Source organism: Aminobacterium thunnarium (genome assembly GCF_055390565.1).
The window spans coordinates 657,020-679,945 of record NZ_AP042412.1 but is presented as its reverse complement, the minus strand read 5'-3'; the positions used below and the strand labels follow the sequence as shown (position 1 = coordinate 679,945).

23 protein-coding genes are annotated in these 22,926 nt (G+C 41.8%); 3 read left to right on the top strand and 20 right to left on the bottom strand.

Annotation, left to right across the window (positions count from 1 at the left end):
• The 7 genes from rplT to rpsO all read right to left on the bottom strand — a co-directional run bounded on the left by rplT (position 1) and on the right by rpsO (position 6,741).
• On the bottom strand, positions 1–360 hold the full coding sequence (gene rplT, locus ACZ5GY_RS03350; protein ID WP_213689979.1) for a 50S ribosomal protein L20: 360 nt from the start codon (positions 358–360) through the stop codon (positions 1–3).
• Positions 361–415: 55 nt separating this feature from the next.
• The gene (gene rpmI / locus ACZ5GY_RS03345) at positions 416–613 is read right to left on the bottom strand and encodes a 50S ribosomal protein L35 (protein WP_213689980.1); all 198 of its coding nucleotides are present in this window, start codon (positions 611–613) and stop codon (positions 416–418) included.
• 64 nt (positions 614–677) lie between these two features.
• Positions 678–1,250 (bottom strand): translation initiation factor IF-3, encoded by a 573-nt coding sequence (gene infC / locus ACZ5GY_RS03340; RefSeq protein ID WP_213689998.1) that lies wholly within the window; start codon positions 1,248–1,250, stop codon positions 678–680.
• A gap of 190 nt (positions 1,251–1,440) precedes the next feature.
• Positions 1,441–3,342: a threonine--tRNA ligase gene (gene thrS, locus ACZ5GY_RS03335; RefSeq protein ID WP_213689981.1), complete on the bottom strand. Its 1,902-nt coding sequence runs from the start codon at positions 3,340–3,342 to the stop codon at positions 1,441–1,443.
• A gap of 301 nt (positions 3,343–3,643) precedes the next feature.
• Positions 3,644–4,084, bottom strand: a complete 441-nt coding sequence (gene dut, locus ACZ5GY_RS03330; RefSeq protein ID WP_213689982.1) for a dUTP diphosphatase — start codon at positions 4,082–4,084, stop codon at positions 3,644–3,646.
• Entirely contained in the window at positions 4,081–6,342 is a 2,262-nt protein-coding gene (locus ACZ5GY_RS03325; protein ID WP_213689983.1) for a polyribonucleotide nucleotidyltransferase, read from the bottom strand. Before ACZ5GY_RS03325 ends, dut begins: the two co-directional genes overlap by 4 nt.
• 132 nt (positions 6,343–6,474) lie before the next feature.
• Entirely contained in the window at positions 6,475–6,741 is a 267-nt protein-coding gene (gene rpsO / locus ACZ5GY_RS03320; protein ID WP_213689984.1) for a 30S ribosomal protein S15, read from the bottom strand.
• 251 nt (positions 6,742–6,992) lie between these two features.
• Here rpsO and ACZ5GY_RS03315 point away from each other — a divergent pair, with 251 nt between their 5' ends.
• Positions 6,993–7,673, top strand: a complete 681-nt coding sequence (locus ACZ5GY_RS03315) for a response regulator transcription factor (RefSeq protein ID WP_213689985.1) — start codon at positions 6,993–6,995, stop codon at positions 7,671–7,673.
• A gap of 120 nt (positions 7,674–7,793) precedes the next feature.
• Positions 7,794–8,804 (top strand): sensor histidine kinase, encoded by a 1,011-nt coding sequence (locus ACZ5GY_RS03310; RefSeq protein ID WP_464111993.1) that lies wholly within the window; start codon positions 7,794–7,796, stop codon positions 8,802–8,804.
• Between the two features lie 59 nt (positions 8,805–8,863).
• On the opposite strand, the gene ACZ5GY_RS03305 is transcribed toward ACZ5GY_RS03310, so the two are convergent.
• The 8 genes from ACZ5GY_RS03305 to ACZ5GY_RS03270 form a co-directional block, all read right to left on the bottom strand.
• Complete coding sequence (locus tag ACZ5GY_RS03305) at positions 8,864–10,258, bottom strand: DegQ family serine endoprotease (RefSeq protein WP_213689987.1); 1,395 nt, start codon at positions 10,256–10,258, stop codon at positions 8,864–8,866.
• A 77-nt stretch (positions 10,259–10,335) separates the two neighbouring features.
• Positions 10,336–11,109, bottom strand: a complete 774-nt coding sequence (locus tag ACZ5GY_RS03300) for a prolipoprotein diacylglyceryl transferase (RefSeq protein WP_213689988.1) — start codon at positions 11,107–11,109, stop codon at positions 10,336–10,338.
• Positions 11,110–11,114: 5 nt separating this feature from the next.
• Complete coding sequence (gene jag, locus ACZ5GY_RS03295; RefSeq protein ID WP_213689989.1) at positions 11,115–11,750, bottom strand: RNA-binding cell elongation regulator Jag/EloR; 636 nt, start codon at positions 11,748–11,750, stop codon at positions 11,115–11,117.
• Between the two features lie 49 nt (positions 11,751–11,799).
• Positions 11,800–12,585 (bottom strand): YidC/Oxa1 family membrane protein insertase, encoded by a 786-nt coding sequence (locus tag ACZ5GY_RS03290; RefSeq protein WP_213689990.1) that lies wholly within the window; start codon positions 12,583–12,585, stop codon positions 11,800–11,802.
• A 14-nt stretch (positions 12,586–12,599) separates the two neighbouring features.
• Positions 12,600–12,836, bottom strand: coding sequence for a membrane protein insertion efficiency factor YidD (gene yidD, locus ACZ5GY_RS03285; protein WP_213689991.1), 237 nt, complete (start codon positions 12,834–12,836; stop codon positions 12,600–12,602).
• A gap of 24 nt (positions 12,837–12,860) precedes the next feature.
• Positions 12,861–13,211, bottom strand: coding sequence for a ribonuclease P protein component (locus ACZ5GY_RS03280; RefSeq protein WP_213689992.1), 351 nt, complete (start codon positions 13,209–13,211; stop codon positions 12,861–12,863).
• Between the two features lie 26 nt (positions 13,212–13,237).
• The gene (locus ACZ5GY_RS03275) at positions 13,238–13,327 is read right to left on the bottom strand and encodes a 50S ribosomal protein L34 (RefSeq protein ID WP_374047606.1); all 90 of its coding nucleotides are present in this window, start codon (positions 13,325–13,327) and stop codon (positions 13,238–13,240) included.
• Between the two features lie 120 nt (positions 13,328–13,447).
• Complete coding sequence (locus ACZ5GY_RS03270) at positions 13,448–15,415, bottom strand: ATP-dependent DNA helicase (protein WP_213689994.1); 1,968 nt, start codon at positions 15,413–15,415, stop codon at positions 13,448–13,450.
• A 99-nt stretch (positions 15,416–15,514) separates the two neighbouring features.
• Between ACZ5GY_RS03270 and rpsT the strand changes: the two genes are divergently transcribed.
• Positions 15,515–15,805 carry a 30S ribosomal protein S20 gene (gene rpsT, locus ACZ5GY_RS03265; protein WP_213689995.1) on the top strand — a complete coding sequence of 97 codons (291 nt, stop codon included), beginning with the start codon at positions 15,515–15,517 and terminating at the stop codon, positions 15,803–15,805.
• Positions 15,806–15,874: 69 nt separating this feature from the next.
• Here rpsT and holA read toward each other — a convergent pair whose 3' ends face one another.
• The 5 genes from holA to radA all read right to left on the bottom strand — a co-directional run bounded on the left by holA (position 15,875) and on the right by radA (position 22,839).
• Positions 15,875–16,807 (bottom strand): DNA polymerase III subunit delta, encoded by a 933-nt coding sequence (holA, locus tag ACZ5GY_RS03260; RefSeq protein WP_213689996.1) that lies wholly within the window; start codon positions 16,805–16,807, stop codon positions 15,875–15,877.
• The gene (gene leuS, locus ACZ5GY_RS03255) at positions 16,807–19,293 is read right to left on the bottom strand and encodes a leucine--tRNA ligase (RefSeq protein ID WP_213695771.1); all 2,487 of its coding nucleotides are present in this window, start codon (positions 19,291–19,293) and stop codon (positions 16,807–16,809) included. The genes holA and leuS overlap by 1 nt, the downstream gene beginning before the upstream one ends.
• Before the next feature lie 80 nt (positions 19,294–19,373).
• Entirely contained in the window at positions 19,374–20,165 is a 792-nt protein-coding gene (locus ACZ5GY_RS03250; RefSeq protein WP_213695772.1) for a slipin family protein, read from the bottom strand.
• A gap of 2 nt (positions 20,166–20,167) precedes the next feature.
• The gene (locus ACZ5GY_RS03245) at positions 20,168–21,505 is read right to left on the bottom strand and encodes an NfeD family protein (protein ID WP_464111992.1); all 1,338 of its coding nucleotides are present in this window, start codon (positions 21,503–21,505) and stop codon (positions 20,168–20,170) included.
• Complete coding sequence (radA, locus tag ACZ5GY_RS03240; protein WP_464111991.1) at positions 21,502–22,839, bottom strand: DNA repair protein RadA; 1,338 nt, start codon at positions 22,837–22,839, stop codon at positions 21,502–21,504. The genes ACZ5GY_RS03245 and radA overlap by 4 nt, the downstream gene beginning before the upstream one ends.
• Positions 22,840–22,926: the final 87 nt, after the last annotated feature.

Below are 22,926 nucleotides of genomic sequence, written 5' to 3'. Positions count from 1 at the left end.
TTATTGTCCTAACGCATTACGGGCTTTTTCAACCAACTTGACAAAGGCCGGCATATCGTTAATGGCCAGTTCAGAAAGCATTTTTCTATTAATGCTTATTCCAGATTTCTTAAGCCCATCAATCAATGCACTGTAACTCATTCCCTGAGCCCGTGCTGCTGCATTTATACGGGTAATCCACAAACGCCGGAAATCTCTTTTCTTTAACTTGCGGTCATCGTAAGCACGGGAAAGAGATTTAAGAAAAGCCTCTCTAGCTCTTCTGTAAACATTCTTTTTTCTACCCCAATAACCTTTGGTAATAGAAAAAAGTTTCTTTCTTTTTTTATTACTAATGCTACCACCCTTAACACGAGGCATAGCATGTCACCTCTTTCAATATTAATTTTCTCAAGCTTATGAAGAAAACTTCACCCTAAGCATAGGGAAGTAGCTTTTTCAAATCTTCAGATCTAGCTTTTGATACACATCCAGACTTTTTAAGACGACGAAGACGACTCTGACTTTTTCCTGTCAAAAGATGTCCCCTTCCATTTTTTCTGTAACTAAACTTCCCTGTACCTGTGGAAGAGAACCTTTTTTTGGCTCCAGAATGAGATTTCAATTTAGGCATTGCAATACCCTCCCTTCCTGCAAATATATTCATACTTCAACAAAAGGGATGTGCAGTAAGAATGCTACTTTGACTGTTCAACATCCTTTTGATTCTGTTTACCTGTTGTTTTTGTGGGACTAAGAGGTGTGAGCATAATTCGCATATAACGGCCTTCCATGCGAGGTTCTCCCTCACTTTTGCCTACGGCTTCGACATCACGAACAACTCTCCCAATAACTTCTCGTCCTTTATCAAGGAAAGCCATCTCGCGGCCTCTAAAAAACACTGACACCTTTACACGATGTCCAGCCTTCAGGAAATTTATAATTGCCTTTACCTTGAAGTTATAATCATGCTCATCAATTTTAGGACGCATCTTCATTTCTTTTAATGTCTGACCCTTTTGTTTCTTTCGTGCATCCTTTTCTTTCTTTTGCAACTGATAACGATATTTACCGTAATCCATAATACGGCAAACAGGCACTCTTGCCTGAGGAGCTACCTCAACAAGATCAAGAGCTCGCTCTTCAGCTGCTTTCAAAGCTTCCTCTATTTTGGTTATACCAACTTTGACTCCGTTTTCGTCAATTAGCAATACTTCACTTACAGTAATTTCCTCATTGACGCGGGGTTCCCCTTCTTCTCTTTTGGCTATAACCCTTCACCTCCATGTTTAAATATAAAAAAGGGCCGATGAATATCACCGGCCCTCATACAGACAAACAAAAACTCTCTTCGAGTTTTTCTACATCAACCAGACAACAACTTTATGCGTCGTCAGGTGAGAGGGCGGTCCTCTACTTGAACTTAGAAACTATATCACAGCTATAAAAATATGGCAATTACTACTTGCATATAAGCGGATTAAACTCTTCTTCCAAAACTTTTACAAAATCATTTATTGACATGGCGCCAAGGTCTCCCTTGCTACGATCTCGAGGAGCAACCTGCTTGCTAGAAGCTTCCTTTTCTCCTAATACAACCATATAAGGAATCTTCTGAATCTGAGCATCCCGAATTTTCTTGCCCAGTTTTTCATCTCGGCAATCAATTTCCACTCTAACTCCGTGGGTGGCCAACTCGGTTTTTACTTCGTTGGCATACTCAAAGAAGTCTTCTGAAATAGGAAGCAAACGGACTTGAATTGGTGCTAGCCAGTATGGGAATGCTCCTGCAAATTGCTCTATAAGAATGCCAAAGAAACGCTCCAAACTTCCTAAAATTGTTCTATGAAGCATAACCGGCCTATGTTCTTTCCCATCTGCACCTACGTATGAAAGGTCAAATTTCTCAGGCATCTGGAAATCCAATTGTATGGTGCCACACTGCCATGTTCGGCCTATGCAATCCTCAAGGTGAAAATCAATTTTAGGTCCGTAAAATGCACCGTCACCAGGATTAACGCGATATTCCATATTGGTTTCTTCCAAGGCTTCTTTCAACGCCCTTTCAGCTATATTCCATTGCTCTTCCGAGCCCATAGAATCTTCAGGACGTGTTGAAAGTTCCATTGTATATTTAAAACCAAAAACATCTCTATAAATATACTGGCAAAGACGCATAATCCCCTTGATTTCATCTTTCACCTGTTCAGGAGTGCAATAAAGATGGGCATCGTCCTGGGTAAAGCACCGGACTCTCATTAAGCCATGAAGTACTCCAGAACGTTCATGTCTATGAACAGTTCCCAACTCAGCCATACGAAGAGGTAAATCTCTATAGCTTCGAATCTGACTCTTATACACAAGTATACCGCCAGGACAATTCATGGGTTTAATGGCAAAAGGCATTTCATCTATCTCTGTAAAGTACATATTATCGCGATAGTGATCCCAATGTCCGGAACGAATCCACAAACTACGGTCAAGAATAAGAGGCGTACGTATTTCACAATAGCCATTTTTCTCGTGCACTTGTCGCCAGAATTCGGTCAGTTTGTTCAATATGACCATCCCTTTAGGATGGAAAAATGGGAAGCCAGGGCCTTCCGGCTGTAGACTAAAAAGATCAAGTTCTTTTCCTATTTTACGGTGATCTCTATTCTTAGCCTCTTCAAGCATCGTTATATATTGCTTGAGCGATTCTTCATCTGCAAAGGCTGTTCCGTAGACACGGGTTAACATAATATTTTTCTCGCTGCCTCTCCAATAGGCTCCCGCTACGGAAAGAAGTTTGAAGTATTTTATCCATGATGTATTAGGGACATGGGGCCCTCGGCAAAGATCTACATAATCTCCCTGTTTATATAAGCTTACAGTAGAGTCTTCAATTTCTTTGATAAGCTCAACTTTATACTTTTCTCCTCGTTCCTCGAAAAAACGTATTGCATCTTCTTTACTTAAAACTTCACGTTCTATAGGGAAAGCTCGTTTAGTTAACCGTTTCATTTCTTTCTCTATTTTGGGCAATACATCTTCAGATATGGGTTCAGGAAGTTCCATATCGTAATAGAAACCATTCTTGATTGCCGGGCCTATGCCAAAATGCGTCTCAGGAAAAATAGACTGGAAAGCTTGAGCCATTAAATGAGCTGTTGAATGGCGTATGATCTCCAAACCTTCCTCACTCGCTCCATCCACTGATTCCAAGAGTCCACTTTCGGCAATATCAGCTGAAAGGTCTACAAGACGTCCATTGATCTTCGCAGCAACCGCGCCTTTGTTCATGTCCCAGCGTTTTAAGATGTCCAGCACTTTACCGTCTTCAACTTCTACTACACTTCCACTGGTACTTTTGAGTTCGAACATACGTACCCCTCCCTCAAAAAAATAATGCCCACACTTCTCCTTCTGGAGACGATGTGGGCTTAATCGCGGTTCCACTCCAGTTCCAGCTATACAACAAGCTGGCCCTCTGTGCGCAATAAGGTGCGCTCCCTGCCATCGGCTCAGGGGTGGTCTTCACTCTACTCTGCTGTAAAAGGTTTTCAGCCAATGACCTTTATTCTCTGTCCAGCAACGATAAAGCTACTCTTCCCTTCATAGCCTTATATTCAACTTCCTGTATTGGCGATTTTATACTACCTATCAGAAAGAATGTCAACTCTTTCTAGTTCACACCAGTACTACCGAAACCACCTTCACCACGCTGTGAATCAGAAAGAGAAGAGCTTTCTTCCCATTTAAGCTGAACAACAGGCGCTATGACCATTTGTGCAATTCGATCTCCTGGCTTTATTTCAAAAGGTTCTTGTCCCAAATTTATAACAATGATTCGTATTTCTCCGCGATAGTCAGAATCTATGGTACCCGGCGTGTTCAGTAACGTTATACCCGAACGGAGAGCAAGGCCGCTACGAGGCCGTATCTGGGCCTCAAAACCTTCAGGCAGTTCTATAGATAAGCCTGTGCCCACACTTCCTCTCTCTCCAGGCTCCAGAATAAGGGATTCCGCAGCACGAAGATCTACTCCTGATGAAGCGGGAGTAGCATATTCAGGCAATGTAACATTACTATTCTTACGTACTACCTTAACGGGAACAGATTTCATCTGCGCCCGCCTCCCTGACGTCTATCTCTATCTCCACCTCTATCGCTTCTTTCATGAGGACCTCTACGCGGTCCTGCAGATGGACGAGGTGCAGTTGCTGCTTTGGCTTCTATGAGAATTTCTCTTTTTTTCTCATCTTCGAGAGCAGATGCAAACCCCTCTTCTATGGCTCGTTCTTCTTGATCATAAATTTTCTTACGAGTCAGATTAGTTCTCCCCATATCGTCTATTTCTTTAACCATAACGAGTACAGAATCACCAACAGAGAAAACATCCTCTACCTTGCCTACCCGATGAGGACTGATTTCACTTACATGTAATAGCCCTTCTTTTCCAGGCAAGCACTCGACAAAGGCACCAAAATTCATAATCCGCGTTACCTTTCCGAGATAAATTTCGCCCGGCTCCAACTCTTTAGTTAAACCTTTAATAATAGCCAAGGCTTTGTTTACACCTTCGCTTGAGGTTCCAGCAATGTACACTTCGCCACTATCTTCTACATTAATTTTAACGCCTGTTTCCTGAGTGATTCCCCGTATGACTTTGCCACCAGGACCGATAATATCTCGAATTTTTTCAGGATCAACATGAGTAACATGAATGCGGGGAGCGTAAGGAGAGAGTTCAGAAGGAGCTGCTATTGCTGCCTCCATTTTATCGAGAATGTTAAAGCGACCTTCCTTAGCCTGTTCAAGAGCTTTTTTCAAAATATCTCTCGTAATTCCTCCCGCTTTATTGTCCATCTGAAGAGCTGTTACACCTTCTCTAGTACCAGCAACTTTAAAGTCCATATCTCCGTAGTGGTCTTCAAGTCCCTGAATATCTGTGAGAATCTCTACCTTGTCATCTTCCTTAATAAGTCCCATTGCAATTCCGGCTACATGTTTCTTTATAGGAACGCCAGAACTCATAAGGGCAAGGCTTCCTCCACAAATGGACGCCTGAGAACTGGAACCATTAGATTCCAAAATATCAGAAACCAAACGAACAACGTAAGGGAAATCAACTTCTTCGGGAATGATAGGACGCAACGCTCTTTCTGCCAAAGCTCCATGCCCAATTTCACGACGACCAGGTCCTCTCATGGGGCGAACTTCTCCAACAGAATACGGAGGAAAGTTATAGTGAAGAATAAACCGTTTATTAGGCTCGTCCTGTTTTAACCCATCAAGAATCTGATCGTCAACTCCCATCATACCAAGAGTTCCTACGACAAGAGCCTGCGTTTCTCCTCGAGTAAAAAGAGCAGATCCATGAACTCGCGGCAATACATCAACGTCGCATGTAATGGGACGAATCTCATTCATGGCACGACCATCGACCCTGCGCCGATCATTCAGGATGAGAGCTCGCATTGTCTTCTTGACCATTTCATCCACTGCAGCACTAATATACAATTCAGAGTCAGGGTATGTTTCAGAAAAATGCTCTGTTGCCGTGGTTTTAACGAATCGGACCTTTTCAGCCCGAGGTTTCTTCGCGTGAATATTAACGGCCTCCGAAATATGAGGCTGCATCTCACTCTGCAACCATGCATCTATCTCTTCAAATACTTCAGGAGCCGGGATTTCAATCTTTGTCTTTCCTATCTCCCTCTGCATCTCCTCTTGCATGGCAACAATTTTCTTTATTTCTGAATGAGCAAGATCAAGAGCATCAACAAGCAGATCTTCTGAAACTTCATTGGCCCCTGCCTCAACCATAGTAATTCCATCTTTATGTCCAGAAACAAGCAAATCTAGCTTGGAATTTACCATATCCTCCTCAAGAGGATTAATAACTAACTGATCATTAATGTAGCCGATACGAACAGCACCAATAGGTCCATCCCATGGAATTTCAGAGAGCATCAAGGCTGCAGAAGCTGCATTAATTGCAAGAACACTGGGGGGGTTAACCTGATCCACAGAAAGGACAGTAGCAACAACATGTACGTCATAACGTAAGTCATCGTCGAAAAGAGAACGAATAGAACGATCCACCATACGGGCACTCAATATAGCATTTTCGGTAGGGCGCCCTTCTCTTTTGATAAAACCTCCAGGAATTTTTCCTGCAGAATAATATCTTTCTTCAAAATCTACCAATAAAGGGAAAAAATCAATCCCTGTACGGGGAGTGTCGGAAATACATGCTGTTGTCAAAACAACAGTGTCGCCACATCTGGCTACGATAGAGCCATTGGCTTGCTTAGCCACATTCCCCGTCTCGAAGGTAATCTCTCGACCTCCGATCTCAATTGAAAACATTTTTTTCATACAATGTTCCTCCTCTAATTTTCAACCTCTTCTTTAGTGTACTGGATAAGAATAACACATCACACAAAAAAAGTGCGAGAGCGAATAGCCGCCCCCGCACATAAATTCAAGAAAAAACTTGTCTGCTTAAAATTAGTGACGAAGTCCAAGACGTTCAATCAAGTTTTTATATCTATTGAAGTCTTTCTCTCTTAAGTAACGAAGAAGCTTACGTCTTCTTCCAACCATTTTAAGAAGTCCTCTTCTGGAGTGGAAGTCTTTTGTGTGCTCTTTCATATGCTCCGTCAATTCTCGAATTCTCACCGTAAGCATTGCTATCTGAACCTCGGGAGATCCTGTATCTGCAGCATGGGTACGATATTCCTCAATAATCTGATGTTTTGTCTCTTTCTCGAGCATTCTGTTCACCTCATATGCGTAAAATCCCGAAAACCAAGAAATACATCTTAGTGTATATCCTAGTAATGGGTCATGAACATAGTACCATGGAGTCGTTTATATGACAATTTTTTCTTCAATTTTTACCGTAAGTAAAATTACACAATTTTACGAAATATCTAATTCTGCACTCGACATGGGTTCAAGTATATGGTTAAATAATAAAGAATTAACAATAGTACCTAAACATTTTGGTGCGGGAGGGGATAGGTATGTCTTTACTTATTGTTGAAGACAACAAGGATCTTGTCCAAGTTCTCGCCGAGGGCTTTGCAGAGAATGGATATTCAGTAGAACGCGCTTATACAGGAGAAGAAGGTCTAGAAAAAGCGAAAAATCCAGAATGCGAGTGTATTATTTTAGATCTTATGCTTCCTGGAATAAGTGGACTCGAAGTTTTGGAAAAACTTCGAGCAAGTGGTGCGACTCTTCCTATTATCATTCTCACGGCGAAAGATAGCGTGGACGACAAGGTAGAAGGCCTCAATAAAGGGGCTGATGATTTTCTGGTAAAACCGTTTGACTTCAGAGAACTTCTTGCAAGGGTTCGTACGTTGTTAAGAAGAACTTCTGATCAGCAGCACAATCTTCTTCACTGCGGTGATATGATTTTAGACCCAGTTGCAAGGGAATGCCGAGTCGATAACGTAGTTCTGCCTTTACGAAGACGTGAATTTGACATTCTTGAATTGCTTATGAGACATGAAAATCAGGTTTTCACTCGGGAGAAGATTATTTCTCAAGTATGGCAAAAAGAATATGACGGTACAAGTAATGTGGTTGACGTCCATATTAAATATTTGAGAGATAAGCTGAGAGAGCACGGACTAGACACCATTGTTGTGACAGTGCGAGGAGTCGGGTACAAAGTAAGTTGCCCAGACTGTGCCTAGAAAAGTGATGCCTAGAGGTGTCAGTGACGAACATTGCGATTTAACAAACTTTTAAAATCCTTCAAATTACGTTTAACAAATGTTTCGACTCAACAAAGGGGCAATCTGAAACTGCTCAGATTGTCCCTTTTTGCCGTTTTACTTTTTACCCTTCTTTCTATTGCTACACTAAGTTGTTCATTTTCTTTATCTTCTTTTTTTATTTACCTCTGCGGAATCATAGCGGGTTGCGCTCTCTCATTTTTTGTGGCTTTATGGTTTCTTGAACTTCGCATGTACACCCCTTTACGAAAAATCAGTCAGACTTTGCAAAAAAGGAAAAGAAAAAATGATCATATAGTGATCCCCTATCTTGGAGATCACCCTCAATTTATAGAACTTAGAAACTCTTTAAATAGTCTTTTAGCTCGTTTCGAAGAATCCCTTACGCAGCTCAAGCAACTTTCAGCAGATACAAGTCACGAGTTGCGTACACCTCTTGCGGTAATTAAGGGGAAAATCGAAATCATGCTTATGTCACCTCGCGAACCCGCATATTATAAAGAGAGACTTGAACAAATTATGATTCAGATAGATAACATGCAACAAATAGTGGAATCTATTCTCGAACTCTCTCGTTTTTCTAAGTTTTCGGGGCCCGAATGGATGGAACCGGTTGATTTACTCATGGTAGCAGATGAAACGTGTGAAAATATGTTTGCGTTAATAGAAAAGACACGACATCAGCATCTCGAAAAAAAATTTTCTTTTGCTCCTGTCTTCGGCAGCTTTGAATTACTGACTCGAGTTGCATCTAATTTACTGGATAACGCGAGTAAATATACGCCAGAAGGCGGAACAATAGGTATAGAAACATGGAGTGACATAAAAAAGCAAAAGGCCTTTTTAAGAGTATGGGATACTGGGCAGGGAATGGACGAATATGCCATACAAAAATGCCGCGATCTTTTCTGGCGAGCAGATACTGCGCGTAGTGGAGGCGGTTATGGGTTGGGGCTCTCTCTCGTTCAACGTATATCCGAACTTCATGAAGCTGAAATGGATATTCAATCGACATTGGGAAAAGGAACTTCTTTTACTTTAGTTTTTAATCTTGATGCGAATGCACTTTCTGAATACGATACCTTTTAACATGTTTACAGAATATAAAAAGAATAGCCGCCCTTTTTGGGGCGGCTATTCTTTAATTTTTAGAAACTCATAGAAACAAAGAAAGTTCTAGAACCCCGAGCCAGAAGAAGAACAAGGGAATCATCTTTTTTGCCTAAAACTTTTTCGAGGTGATTCACGCTATCAACTTTAGTTCCATTAACTTCAAGAATCAAATCTCCTTCTCGAATTCCTGCTCGAGCAGAAAAAGAACCTGGCTCAACTGATGTAACGACTACGCCATCATTTTTTTGCAAATTGTAACGCGAACGTAATTGAGTAGTTACATTACTAACTTCAAGTCCGGCCTTCCGTAGCATTTCACTGTTTTTCGATGATTGTCCTTCAATATCTTCTTCCATCGCAGAAGATACCTCAGTTAATTTTACAGAGAAATCTTCTTTTTTCCCTTTACGAATAACGTTCAACGTTACTGTATCCCCTGCCATAGATTGTCGAATTCTGAAGACAAGATCCTGATGATTTTCTATTTTATTTCCGTTAACGGAAACAATAACATCGCCACGCTGTAAACCAGCTTTAGCAGCAGGAGAATCAGGAACAACATCACTAATTACTGCTCCTTTTTCTTCCTTTATGCCATATGCCGAAGCAAACTCTTTTGTCAGTGGCTGCACATACACACCAAGCCATCCTCGTTTTACTTTTCCATATTTTACAAGATCGTTCATTACCTGTTTAGCCATATTAATGGGGATTGCAAAGCCAATTCCCTGAGCGTACGGAACAATGGCGCTGTTAATACCCACAACTTCACCGGAAAGATTAATTAAAGGTCCACCACTGTTTCCTGGATTAATAGCGGCATCTGTCTGCAAGAAACCATCGAAGTTAACATCTCCAGCATGAATACTCCTGTTTTTTGCAGATATAACACCAACTGTTACTGTATGCTCCAAACCAAAGGGGTTACCAATGGCTACAACCCACTCACCAACATCCAAACGATCCGAATCACCAAGCTTTAAGACAGGCAAATGATTTGCGTCTATTTTTATAACAGCTAAATCAAAAGTAGGGTCTGTTCCAAGAACTTTTGCAGAAAAAGTTCGACCATCAGAAAGTGTTACTGTAATTTTATCAGCACCTTCGACAACATGATTATTGGTTAGGATCTGCCCCTCTTCTGAAACGATGAAACCAGAACCTCTCCCCTTCATAGGAATCGTTCGAGAGAAACGCTGAAATTCCTCTCCAAAGAAATGTCTGAAAATGGGGTCATCGGGAAATGGAGAAACTGAACGAGTAACCATTGTCTCTACATCAATATTAACAACAGCTGGGGAAGCGTCTTTAGCTATTGCAGCTACAGGATTTCCACTAAAAACATCTTGAGCAAAAGAAGGCGCTCCCAGCATTCCTAAAACAAATGCAACAAGAGCGAGAAAAGCAATTGTGTTTCGTATATTTTTCATATAGTTCACCTCCGTTTACAGTACTCCTTTATTTTATTCAGTTTCGGTTAATGGACATCGTTTGTTTTACTGAAATCTTAATCAGAAAGTCTTCGGAAGTTTATATATGAGATTACCAACCATATACTACCAACTAAAATCATAATCAAACTTCCTCTATGGGAGGCTTCCTCCCCTAGAAGCAGCCAATCTATACGTAAAGGATCAACAAGAATGCGTAATAGACCAAAAAGAATTAAAAACAACGGCCAAAGAAGAGCAACTCGTAATTTTCTTTCGCCTCTACCTATTCTTTTTTCCACTTCTTGCAACATAATTAAAATAAGAAGAGCCCCAAAAGAATAATAAAGTTGGGTTGGGTGACGAGTCAGTTGCTGCGGATCTATGGGAAAACGAGTACCCCATGGAAGAGTGGTCTCTATTCCAGCGCAACATCCGTTCATAAAACAGCCCCATCGGCCTATGGCAATCAATGCTGCTGAAGGGAGAGATGCAGACTCAGCAACACGCCATAATGATAATTTAAAAAAGAATATATACGCGAGAGCAAAAAAACTGCCGCCAAAAAAGCTATAAAAAGACGACATACCCCCCTCCCAAAATCGAAAAACACGAAGAGGATCGTTACGAATAACTGTTGGGCCTACATGAACGATCATACCGACACATGCTCCTATAACGATACCTATAGCAACAACAAACAATAGAACATGCATCTTAGATGATTCTACACCATATTGATTGACAGCTCTTTTCTGCGTCCAAAGAAAAGCTGTAACTAACGCAACGGTCCACAGTACATAATAACTGTGGACCGTTATTTTATATATAGAAAAAAGAATTGGATACATACTACTTAATGCCGTCTGTTCCTCGACGATGCAACAGGACAAACAACTACTTTACGGGAGGGTTCTTCTCCCACTGAACGAGTTGTTACGTTGTTATAATCCTTTAATGTTAAATGAATGATACGACGCTCCCAACTCGACATTGGCTCAAGATATGCAGGCCGTCCCCTTTTTTCTACCTTTCTGGCAGCTGCAAGAGCAAGTCGCTGAAGGCTTGCTTCTCGTCTTTGACGATAGCCATCACTATCAAGTTTAACGCGACCCTCTCGACTCTCTTCTCGCAACATAAGATTAATAAGATACTCCATGGCCTTTAAGGTTTCTCCATATTTCCCGATAACGATACCAGCATCATCGCCAGAAAGATTCAGAAAATCATCGTCACCACTTTGGACTGTTACAGAAAGTCCCATATGCTGAATCAGATTTCTGGCCAACTCCTGCCCTTTCAACACTAACAAAGGAAATTCCGGCCATACTTCAACACGCAATTTTTTTCCAAGAAGACCAAAAAAACTTTTCTCTTCTTCAATAATTTTTACAAGAAAATCCTCTGGATGTAGCCCTAATTTAGCTGCTGCCAGCCTTTTTGCTTCATCTACAGAGCCGACTTCCAAAATCATTTTGTCTTGCTCAGTCATATATAATCCCCCTTCGACACACTGCCTGTCTGGGATGCCCTTGAATTTTCTATTCTTTCCCTGTAGGTTTAGTTTTGTGCAACACTGGCTTTTCTTGCATTTCCTCGCTGGTTTTTTTCGTAATCCACCACTGCTGAGCTACACCTAGGAAAGACGAAACTCCCCAATATAACAAAACTCCGCCGGGCAAGCTAAGACATATAAACGTAAGGAAAAGGGGCATAAACCAACTCATCATTGCCATTTGAGGGTTCCCCGAAGAACTCATCTGCTGCTGTGCCCATGTAAGGAAACCGACAACAATGAGAAGTAAAAAGTTACCACCGTAAACTGTAAAATGAACTAACCCGGAAGGATTGGCAAGAACTCCAGACAAGACAGACATTACGCCAATCTTCGCCGTTTCCGGAAGGGCAACGGCTTGGGCCAACGTAGAAAGCACTGACCCCTCGAGACTAATAAATCCAAGAAAAGGAATGCTGCCAAAATTATAATTCATTAGCAGTCTAAACAAAAGAATAAGGATAGGTAACTGTACAAGAAGAGGTAAACATCCTGCGGCAGGGTTTACTTTATTCTCTTTATACAAATTCATTATTTCTCTATTCAATGATTCTTTATCATCTTTATACTTCTCTTGCAACATCTTCATTCGGGGCTGGAGTTTTTGCATTTTCTGCATACTCACCATTTGTTTGTGTGTTAGAGGATGCAATAGTATCCTGACCGCCAAAGTCAATAATATAATTGCAATACCCCATGATCCCGTTAAATTATGAAGAGTTTCAAGGATAAGAAGCATAAAATCCCCTGCTGCTTTCCAGAGAGTTCCCACACTATTCACCATCCTCAATCAGAATTATACTTTTTTGGAACCGGATCGTATCCTCCAGGATGCCACGGCCCACATTTCAAAATACGAATTACTCCAAGTCGAATCCCCGTTAATGCCCCATATTCTTCTATAGCTTCAAGGGTATATTGAGAACATGTGGGATAAAAACGGCAATTCTTCCCCAACATTGGAGAAATCCATTTCTGATAAAACTTAATAGCACACACTGCAATCTGTGCTGATATTTTCATCAACTCGTCACTTCTATTCTTCTACTACTTCCAAGGGTTATCTGGCCATGACTCATCCAGCAAACCTACATGACCTAATATTTTCACCATATCATCATACACTTCATGCGCATTTGCCTCCAGTCCAGACGTACGGAGAGAAAAGACACACCACCATGATCCTTTTATCCACGGTAGCAGACGGCGAATGCTTTCTTTCAAAACACGGCGACCTCTATTGCGGACTGAAGCAGGGCCCTGACGTTTTCCCACAGCAAGACCTATTCTTGTTTTTCCGTCAGGAGCGTTTACAAACAGCAACCGCACCAGCTCGCCTTTGAAGCGACTGCCGGTGCGGAAAACATGATCATATTCCCAACCCTTCTTGAGCCGCACAGAGCGCGAATAACTAAGCTTCAAGGCTATACAGTCAAACGCTTACGACCCTTGCGTCTCCGGTTGCGAAGAATTCTCAATCCACTAGGAGAACTGGAACGGGAGAGATATCCCATTTTTCTCTTTCGCGGTCTATTATGGGGCTGAAAAGTACCTTTATCCACGACTACACCTCCCAGAAACAAAGTAACATATTCATAGTTAGAGACCGGAAACCGATCAGCCTTGATACTATATCACACCGTTTTCTCATGAGCAACAGAATTGATCTTGACTGTCAAACGTTGAATAGAAACAGGAGGTAAGTCCCGATGAATTTTCCAATCCTGCCTGTCTATAATTCTTCCATCGAGAATTATGGCCCGACCACGATCACTGCTCGTTCTGATAAGGCGTCCAACCGCTTGACGTAAATACATTCTCGCTTGTGGCAATGTCACTTTTATAAAAGCTTTTCTTCCCTCTAATTCATTTCTTGCTTGAATAATAGGGTCTTTAGGATGTGGGAATGGTATACGATCAATAATAACCTGAGTAAGCCCTTCTCCAGGAATATCTACACCTTCACGGAATGAAACGCTTCCAACAAGAACGCTTGATATATCAGATCGAAACCGTTCAAGAAGTTCTGTACGGGGCAAATCATTCTGAACGTACACCTCATAATCATGCTTTTTCTGTTTTAGCCAATGGCCTACCTTCCGAACAAGGCGCATTGAACTTAACAGGATAAGAGATCTGCCCCCATTTTCATCACAAAGTTTCTCCACGACCTTACAAACCCTATCATCGTAACCCTCTTCTATAACCTTAAGGCCAAGATCAATAACAAGAATATTCATCTGACGAGCAAGATCAAAAGGAGATTCCAAAATGCAGGTTTCAGTAGGTAGAATTCCTGTTTCTCTCACCCAAAAATCAAAGGATTTTCCTACTGTCATTGTAGCAGAAACAGCAAAAACCTTTTCGGGCTCTTGCGAAAAAAGACTCTCAGATACGCTATCGGAACATAATGTCGGCTCACTTACCAAGGTGTTTCCATCACGCCAATATGCCCATTCTGGAAAATATTCTACCGACAAACACCACTGAAGAGAAAGGGAATAAAGACGAAGTTCCTCTATCCAAGCAAGGGCTAAAGCCAAACGGCTTTCCTCAATTCCATAGGGTGTTTCCTCTTTAAGCTCTTCAGTCTCTTCTAAAAGTTTTAAAGCCTTTTCTATATGAGAAGAGACAAGCATTCCTTGACGAAACAACTCTTCATTTCTCTTTTTAATCAGAGTACCGTCTGGAGTTGAAGTTTGTAGAAACTCAAAAAGTATACTCCCCTCTTTTTGTGCTCCTGATAGTTCATCTCTCAATGTTCCTGCTTCTTCGTCTCTCGATAATAAAAAAGATTCAGCGTTAGCTGCCCCCTTACTTCTGAGAAGGCGTGTAAGATCCTCCCATGACACCCTGACTGAGGCTATAGACCGTGCAGCATCTACCATTCGATGAGCTTCATCACAAATCATAACGTCAAAGGGAACAGGGAAAGTTTTTTTACCATTCATTACATAAGCAAAGTACATATGATAATTTGAAACAATAATATCCCAGTCTTGAGCCTTCTTTAACGCCTTTTGAATAAAGCACCTCTCTCTGTACGGGCATCGATGTCCCAAACAACCATGGATCTGAGCTGCGACTCGAGGAAAGATTGGGAAATCGGCAGGAAGCTTCAATTCTGAAAGATCTCCCGTCTGCGTCGTTTTCAACCAATCTGAAAGGTACATTGAAGCTGCGCCACCATCACCAAAAGACAAAAAGCCATCTTGCTCAAGCTCCACAGCTCTTCTCAAACAAACATAATTGCTTCTTCCCTTAAGTAATCCAAAAGATGCGTTATACCCCAGAATATCATTGAGACGTGGTAAGTCTTTCCGTATCAATTGTTCTTGAAGAGTAATTCCTGCTGTAAGAAAAAGAATTTTTTTATCTTGTGCGAGGGCCCATTTCATGGCAGGAGCTAGAAGAGCAAAGGTTTTTCCTACCCCGGTAGGAGCTTCCGCTACAAAAACAGTTCGTTCTTCTCTCTCTAAGGAATCCCACACCTTTTGTGCTAAAAGAAGTTGAGGCTCTCTATATTCATACGTATCAAAAGTTTTTTCCAGAATTCCATTTGGAGCAAATATTCGATTCATTGGATGTTCGTTTACATTCATTTGACAACCTCTTCTCTATGGCAAAAGCATAACTCTATTGCTAATATATCAAAGAGCATGTTAAAATGTGGTGCGTTTTATGGGGAGGAGGTGAAGGAAATGCCTAATAAGAAGTCTGCTGAAAGAAGAATGAGAACCAGCGAAAAGAATCGTCTCTACAACCGTTACTGGACAAGCCGCTGCAAAACGGCTGTTAAGAGAGTTCTCGAAGCTGTCAACAGTCAGGATACTGAGCTGGCTGAAAAACGACTTCAGGTTGCTCAGAGTGTTATTGATAAAGCCATTGTCAAGGGTGTTATGCATCGCAATACTGGAGCCCGCCGTAAGTCGCTTCTGACAAATAAGGTGAAAACCCTAACGGGAGCTGTTGTTGAAAGCAGCGAAGAATAGAGGCTTCCACCCATAAAAAATCAAGAATTTTTAGCTGAGCCAGGATAGAAATCCGAAACTCAGCTTTTTTTATTGTCTTTTATCGCTATCTAAAAGTCGGAAGATCATTGCCTCAAACCCAACCCAGCCTGTTCCCATTCCTGTCTTCTCTCCATAAGAAAGTCCTGCCAACTCTATAATAAAAGAGCAAAGATGATGACGATCATAATGTTTAATTGCCTCTGCTGCCATTTTCCCGGCATAACTTCTTACTTTTAACATCGTTAAAATTTCTCTTTCTGAAAGCGTCGGGAAAAAATACTTGTATAAAACTGGTTTTAAGCGATTATATACAGCTGTAACTAATTGCAAAAAAGGGACATCTTGCTGCAAATGAGGAAGGAGAGTAATAATTTCCTTTCTGTCTGCCTGACAAAGGCCATCAAGAAAACGTAACATAGAATTACGTCCTTCGTCAAAGGAAAGAGCTTTCACTACATCAGTAGTTATTCTTTTATTTCTGGAAAAAACAGCTATTTTTTCCACTTCGCTTCTCAATTCTTCCCCATCTTCAATCCAATCGACGAGTAATGCCGCAGCTTCTCTATCTATATCAATTTTTTTATCTCGACAAAAATCAAGCAGCCAACGCAATCGAGCAGAAGTCCAAAAGGGAATTTCTTCAGCTTTATAAATATCAAGATGTCGAAGAATTTCTTTAGGAATATATTTGGAAGGAGACCCATCATAAACAAGCATTACAAGAAAATTTTCTTCCTCTGTGTCGATTAAAGAAAGCATATTTTCTGGCAATACTCCCAGATCTTCAGCATTTTCCACAAGAAGCATTTGTTTATCATCGAAAAGACCACGGTTCTGGCCTAAAGCTAAAACTTCCTGCCAAGAACTACCTTCTTTTCGTCCTGAAAGCACATATCCTAAGTGTTCGTATTTTCGTAGCGTATCTGAAAGAAGGCGCCTCTGAGAGACCTCAGAGGCGCTTATAATCACAATTCGGGGCACTAGCCCTTCACCACCACATTAACAAGTCTATCTGGAACAACTATAACTTTAACAATCTCTTTTCCTTCAATCCACTTTTGAACAGCAGCCTCACTTAAAGCTTTCTCTTTTAATTCATCTTTTGGAAGCCCAGCCGGCAAGTCTATTTTATGACGGACTTTTCCATTAACCTGAACAACTATAGTCACTGAATCAAGAACAAGAGCACTCTCGTCAGCAACAGGCCAGGAACTCCATGCTAGCTGTGTTTTATTCCCCAGCATCTGCCAAAGCTCTTCAGTCATGTGGGGACAGAAAGGATTGAGGCAAATAAGCATCGTCTCCACACTTTCGCGAAGAAGAGCCCAATCCTTCTCATCCTCTGGAGAGCAGGAATAAGTAGTATTTAAAAGCTCCATCAAACGGGCAACTGCCGTGTTGAACTGCTTTTCTTCGTGGATATCCCTCGTTACATCAACAATTGTCGTATGAATTTTTCGTTTAAAATCACGTCGATCTTGCTGAGTCAGACTATCCATAGCTACACGTTCAGTAGGGGCCCCTTTAAGGGGTTCAATATTCTCTTCAACATAACGCCAGACTCTGTTCAAGAAACGATGAACACCTTCAACTCCTTGTTCTGACCACTCCAAATCATTTCCAGGAGGTGCAGCAAAAAGAATGAAGAGCCTCGCAGTATCAGCACCATATTTCTGTATTATTTCGTCAGGATCCACCACATTACCCAACGATTTAGACATCTTAGCTCCATCTTTTATAACCATACCTTGTGTTAAAAGGTTGGCAAAAGGTTCTCTTGCTTTACACAGTCCAAGATCCGAAAGAACTTTTGTAAAGAAACGAGAATAGATAAGATGCATACAGGCATGTTCAATGCCACCAATGTATTGATCAACTGGCATCCAGTAATTCGCCAATTCTGGCTCGAAAGCCTTCTCTTCGTTATGGGAATCTGTATAACGGAACTGATACCACGAAGAACAAATGAAGGTATCCATAGTGTCAACTTCACGTCGAGCGTGTCCCCCACAAATAGGACATGTTGTATTAATCCATTCCTCATCATCAACGAGTGGCGACTGTCCTCCTTTTTTAACGGCAAGATCAGTCGGCAAGATAACGGGAAGATCTTTTTCAGGAACTGGAACGATTCCGCAATGATCACAATAGACGACGGGGATAGGAGCCCCCCAATAGCGTTGACGAGAAATAAGCCAGTCACGAAGACGATAATTAATTTCTCGTTTGCAAAATCCCTTTTCTTCTCCCCAATCAAGCATTTTTACAATGGCTTCTTCTGTTGAAAGGCCATCAAACTGCCCTGAGTTACAAGAAACACCGTTATCGACAAAAGCAACCTTCATTGTTTTGCCATCAAGTTTCTCGCCTTCTGAAGGCTGAATAACAACATCAACAGGAATGTCATATTTTCTCGCAAACTCAAAGTCCCGCTCATCGTGAGCAGGAACGCCCATGATTGCACCTGTACCGTAATCCATAAGGATATAGTTTGCTATCCATATAGGCACATCACGGCCATTTACCGGATTCGTTGCGTAGAATCCTGTAAAAATACCGTTCTTTGCACCACCAACTGCCGTACGGTCTATTTCACTCTGGCTGATACATTCTTTTACAAAAGTATCTAATTCCTCTTTATTTGAAGCTTTTTCCAAAATAACGTCTACGAGAGGATGCTCAGGCGCCAGTGCTAAGAAAGTAACGCCAAAAATAGTATCGAAACGAGTTGTAAAGGTTTCAATTTCTTCTCCAAGTTCTTTTGCGTTAAAAGTTAAGCGAGCTCCTTCAGAACGTCCTATCCAGTTTTTCTGCATTATACGTACTCGCTCTGGCCATCCAGGAAGCTGCTCTAGATCATCAAGAAGCTCTTGAGCATAATCTGTAATACGGAAGAACCACTGTTCAAGTTTCTTTTTCACTACAGGGGAATTACACCGCCAGCATCGGCCCTCACTATTTACCTGCTCGTTTGCCAGAACCGTATTGCAACTCTCACACCAGTTTACAGGTGCCTTCTTACGATAGGCTAATCCTTTTTTAAAAAACTGCAAGAAGATCCATTGGGTCCAGCGATAATAATCAGGGTCACACGTTGCAACCCGTCTATCCCAATCATAACTGCACCCCATTCTCTTCAACTGATCTGTCATATGCTCTATATTCTTATGGGTCCACTCACTTGGCTGAACTCCATATTTCAGAGCCGCATTTTCTGCAGGGAGGCCAAAGGCGTCAAACCCCATCGGATGAAGAACGTTATAGCCATTCATCCATAGGAACCGTGCCATCATATCGCCAATGGAATAGTTTCGGAGATGCCCCATATGAAGAGCCCCACTGGGGTACGGAAACATCTCAAGGCAGTAAAACTTCTTTTTCGAAGAATCTGCCTTTACTTTGAAAGTGCTTTCTTCCTCCCACACTTTCTGCCATTTTTGTTCAATAGAATGAAAATCGTAAGCCATGCATCTGCCTCCTCGCACCAAATACCTCTAAAATCATATCAAGGAATTATATCCCTCATATCTTAAATGTGCAAAGTATTCTAACGGTTTTCCCCTTTCTCAAAACGTCTTATAAACGGTTTAATAAGATCCATTGGTAGAGGGAAAAAGGTCGTAGAATTCTTTTCACTTGCTATCTCTTTTAATGTCTGCAAATATCGAAGCTGAAGAGTAATTGGTGAAACTTCCATTTGCTTTGCAGCTTCGCTCAGAGTCTGAGCAGCCTGAAGTTCTCCTTCTGCGTTTATGATTTTAGCTCGCCGCTCTCTCTCAGCTTCTGCCTGTTTGGCCATTGCTCGTTTCATGCCCTCGGGCAATTCAAGTTCTTTAACTTCAACGGCACTTACTTTTATACCCCATGAATCTGTTCTTTCATCAATAATTTTTTGAAGCTCACTATTTATCTTTTCTCTGGAAGAAAGGACTTCGTCTAATTCTGCCGCTCCTATAACTGAACGTAAAGTCGTTTGAGAAAGCTGACTTGTAGCCAACATATAATTTTCAACTTCAACAACAGAATTCGTCGGATCCATAACTCTGAAATAAACCACGGCGTTCACTTTAATGGGAACATTATCTCGAGTAATAACTTCCTGAACAGGAACATCGAGGGTTACTATTCGTAAATCCACCCGGATAATACGATCAATAACGGGAATAACGATGACAAGCCCCGGCCCTTTAGCTCCCGCGAGACGCCCAAGACGAAAGACAACAACGCGCTGATATTCAGGAACAATTTTGATCGCTGACATCAGGATCAAAATCAGAATCAGTAAAAATCCAAAGGAACTTCCCAAGTTAAATAAGAAATACAGAAGACCATCAAACATAACTAACTCCTCCCTCCTTCTTCAACCCCAACTTCTCCGTTCTCCTTTTCTACAACAAGAACCAGCCCTTCCACACGGACAACTCGCACAGATGTACCTGGCGGCAATATCTCCCCCGTTACAGATTGTGCTTTCCATAATTCGCCGTGGCACTTGACAAGCCCTTCAGGCTGGAGAGATTCTAGTACTTGTGCCTTATAACCTACTAAGCCCTCCTGTCCAGAATGGACTTGTTTTTTCATAGATTTCCATATAAAAATAACAGCAATAATGAAAAAGAGAGAAAAAGCAACGGTCATACCGATAATAACACTTTTCGAGACGTTCAAGAGCTCACCCCCCGGGGCACGGAAAAGAATCAACCCTCCTGTAATGAGAGCAGCCATGCCAAAGAAGCTTAGTATTCCCAATCCTCCAATAAGCAAATCGACAATTATGACAACAATGCCTGCCAATAAAAGGATGAGACCAGCCCAATTGAAAGGTAACATTCTAAGTCCATAAGCTCCCATAAGAACCATTACAGCCCCTGATGTTCCAAGAACGAAGCCTCCTGGGGACAAAACTTCAAGAACTATAGCAAATATCCCTGCTGTGAGCAAAAGATACGCAACATTGGGATCAGATAAAAACTGAAGCATCTTTTCCCGAGGCTCCATTTCGACATTAACAACTCTATATGCCTTGAGAGAAAGGGTTTTCTCCTTCCCCTGAATCATAACTTTTTTGCCATCTAACTGTTCGGTTATTTCACCAATATTAGTCGCTAATAAATCTATCACGTTCTCTTTAAGAGCTTCTTGAGCAGTAAGAGAAAGGCTTTCTGTCACCATCTTTTCAACAATAACAGCATTTCGCCCCCGTACTTGAGCTAAAGAGCGCATGTGGGCCGCTAAATCGTTGGTAATTTTACGTTTCATTTCTTCGTCTGGAACATCTTTTCCAGACGCAACAACGGGGTGAGCCGCACCTACATTTGTTCCAGGCGCCATCACCGCAACATGTGCTGCTTGGAGTATAAACGCTCCCGCCGACGCCGCTCTTGCCCCCTCTGGCGCGACCCAAATAACAACAGGAACAGGAGCATCAAGCAAAGATGACGTCATGGCTCGCATAGACGAAACAAGACCACCAGGCGTATCTAAGGTAAAAACAACAAGTTCTGCTTTTTCTTGTGAAGCTTCCTCTATAATGCGCCCCATGTACTCTTCCATAGTGATTCCGACGCTTCCTTCCAGAGGGGAAACGATAACATTTGATGCCGCTGTGGCCTGTTGCCAAGGACAAAAAGTCAACAGACCGATCAAGAACAGCGCCATCACAGCTTTTCTTATATTCATGGCATCACCTCCCGAAGAGCTTCATGTAAACTGCTTACTCGGCAAATTTCTACCTCCTTTGGGAATTCACCCTTCTGCTGAGCACTAATAACAGCTTTTTTGAAACCTAACCGCCCTGCCTCTCGAAGTCTCGCCCCAACACGACCAACCGGACGGATTTCCCCAGCAAGACCGACCTCACCTAGAAAGCAACAGTCAGAAGGCAAAGAAAAATCCCGAACAGAAGAAGCAAGAGCAATAGCAATGGCCAAATCAGCACCTGGGTCTTTTATAACCAATCCACCCGTAACATTCATATAAATATCAAACATGGCACATGCAACTTTTCCTCTTTTTTCTAGAACAGCAGAAAGAAGATGTACCTTATTGACATCAATGCCTCTGGACGTCCGTTTGGGGTATGGAAAGGTTGTAACGTTAGCAAGGCCCTGTATTTCAGCCATTAGAGAAACAGAACCTTCTGTAATTACTGTAACGGCAACTCCAGGAACAGAAGCATCTGCTTTATTCCAATAGAGTCCGCTCGGATCATCAACAGCAATGAGCCCCTTTTCAGTCATCTCGAATATGCCTAATTCATCGGTATTGCCATAACGATTCTTCGTTCCGCGAATCATTCTGTATGCTGACACATCTTCCCCCGAAAAAAGTAACACTGCATCGACCATATGCTCTAAAAGCATGGGACCGGCAATACGACCTTCTTTAGTAATGTGCCCCACTAAGACAAAGGGAATACCTGTTTTTTTAGCGCTGTCTATACATCTTTGGGCAACAGCACGCACCTGTGAAGGTGTTCCCGGCCAGCCATCCTCGTCTGAAGACTTCATTGCCTGAACACTATCAAGAACTACAAAGTCATGCCCATCTACGTGGTGCAATGCGGCATCAAGATCGGTGTCACAAAAGAGATCAATATTATTTCTCAAAGCATTGAGGCGCTTTGCACGCAGCGCAACCTGAGATGCCGATTCTTCTCCTGATATATAAAGGATACGTTTTCCTTTTGACGACATAGCTCCACATACCTGCAATAGCAACGTAGATTTTCCAATGCCAGGTTGCCCTCCCAAAAGGACAACTCCGCCAGTAACCCAACCTCCACCCAGCACCCGATCCAGCTCTGTTATGCCAGAAGTCAAACGTTGGGGTGGATTTACGTCTATAATATTAACTGCTACCACATCAGAATTTTCTTTTTTTTGACCTAAATCATCTATTTCTTCTTTTTCGTATGTTCCCCACATATTACACGCAGAACAACGGCCATTCCAAGTCAGACTAACATTTCCACAATTAGAACAAACATAACGAACCATCTCTTTTTTAGCCATATCTCATATTCCTTTCATGAAGTGACTAAATTGTATCCTTATTTTATTTCCATGTCGAGACTTTACACTTTTAAAAGATCATGATAT

Bases quoted from the DNA above. Each gene is read 5' to 3' on its own strand.
- rplT (WP_213689979.1), bottom strand. From the start codon at position 360: ATGCCTCGTGTTAAGGGTGGTAGCATTAGTAATAAAAAAAGAAAGAAA.
- rpmI (WP_213689980.1), bottom strand. From the start codon at position 613: ATGCCTAAATTGAAATCTCATTCTGGAGCCAAAAAAAGGTTCTCTTCC.
- thrS (WP_213689981.1), bottom strand. From the start codon at position 3,342: ATGTTCGAACTCAAAAGTACCAGTGGAAGTGTAGTAGAAGTTGAAGAC.
- dut (WP_213689982.1), bottom strand. From the start codon at position 4,084: ATGAAATCTGTTCCCGTTAAGGTAGTACGTAAGAATAGTAATGTTACA.
- ACZ5GY_RS03325 (WP_213689983.1), bottom strand. From the start codon at position 6,342: ATGAAAAAAATGTTTTCAATTGAGATCGGAGGTCGAGAGATTACCTTC.
- rpsO (WP_213689984.1), bottom strand. From the start codon at position 6,741: ATGCTCGAGAAAGAGACAAAACATCAGATTATTGAGGAATATCGTACC.
- ACZ5GY_RS03315 (WP_213689985.1), top strand. From the start codon at position 6,993: ATGTCTTTACTTATTGTTGAAGACAACAAGGATCTTGTCCAAGTTCTC.
- ACZ5GY_RS03305 (WP_213689987.1), bottom strand. From the start codon at position 10,258: ATGAAAAATATACGAAACACAATTGCTTTTCTCGCTCTTGTTGCATTT.
- ACZ5GY_RS03300 (WP_213689988.1), bottom strand. From the start codon at position 11,109: ATGTATCCAATTCTTTTTTCTATATATAAAATAACGGTCCACAGTTAT.
- jag (WP_213689989.1), bottom strand. From the start codon at position 11,750: ATGACTGAGCAAGACAAAATGATTTTGGAAGTCGGCTCTGTAGATGAA.
- yidD (WP_213689991.1), bottom strand. From the start codon at position 12,836: ATGAAAATATCAGCACAGATTGCAGTGTGTGCTATTAAGTTTTATCAG.
- ACZ5GY_RS03275 (WP_374047606.1), bottom strand. From the start codon at position 13,327: ATGGGATATCTCTCCCGTTCCAGTTCTCCTAGTGGATTGAGAATTCTT.
- ACZ5GY_RS03270 (WP_213689994.1), bottom strand. From the start codon at position 15,415: ATGAATGTAAACGAACATCCAATGAATCGAATATTTGCTCCAAATGGA.
- rpsT (WP_213689995.1), top strand. From the start codon at position 15,515: ATGCCTAATAAGAAGTCTGCTGAAAGAAGAATGAGAACCAGCGAAAAG.
- leuS (WP_213695771.1), bottom strand. From the start codon at position 19,293: ATGGCTTACGATTTTCATTCTATTGAACAAAAATGGCAGAAAGTGTGG.
- ACZ5GY_RS03250 (WP_213695772.1), bottom strand. From the start codon at position 20,165: ATGTTTGATGGTCTTCTGTATTTCTTATTTAACTTGGGAAGTTCCTTT.
- ACZ5GY_RS03245 (WP_464111992.1), bottom strand. From the start codon at position 21,505: ATGAATATAAGAAAAGCTGTGATGGCGCTGTTCTTGATCGGTCTGTTG.
- radA (WP_464111991.1), bottom strand. From the start codon at position 22,839: ATGGCTAAAAAAGAGATGGTTCGTTATGTTTGTTCTAATTGTGGAAAT.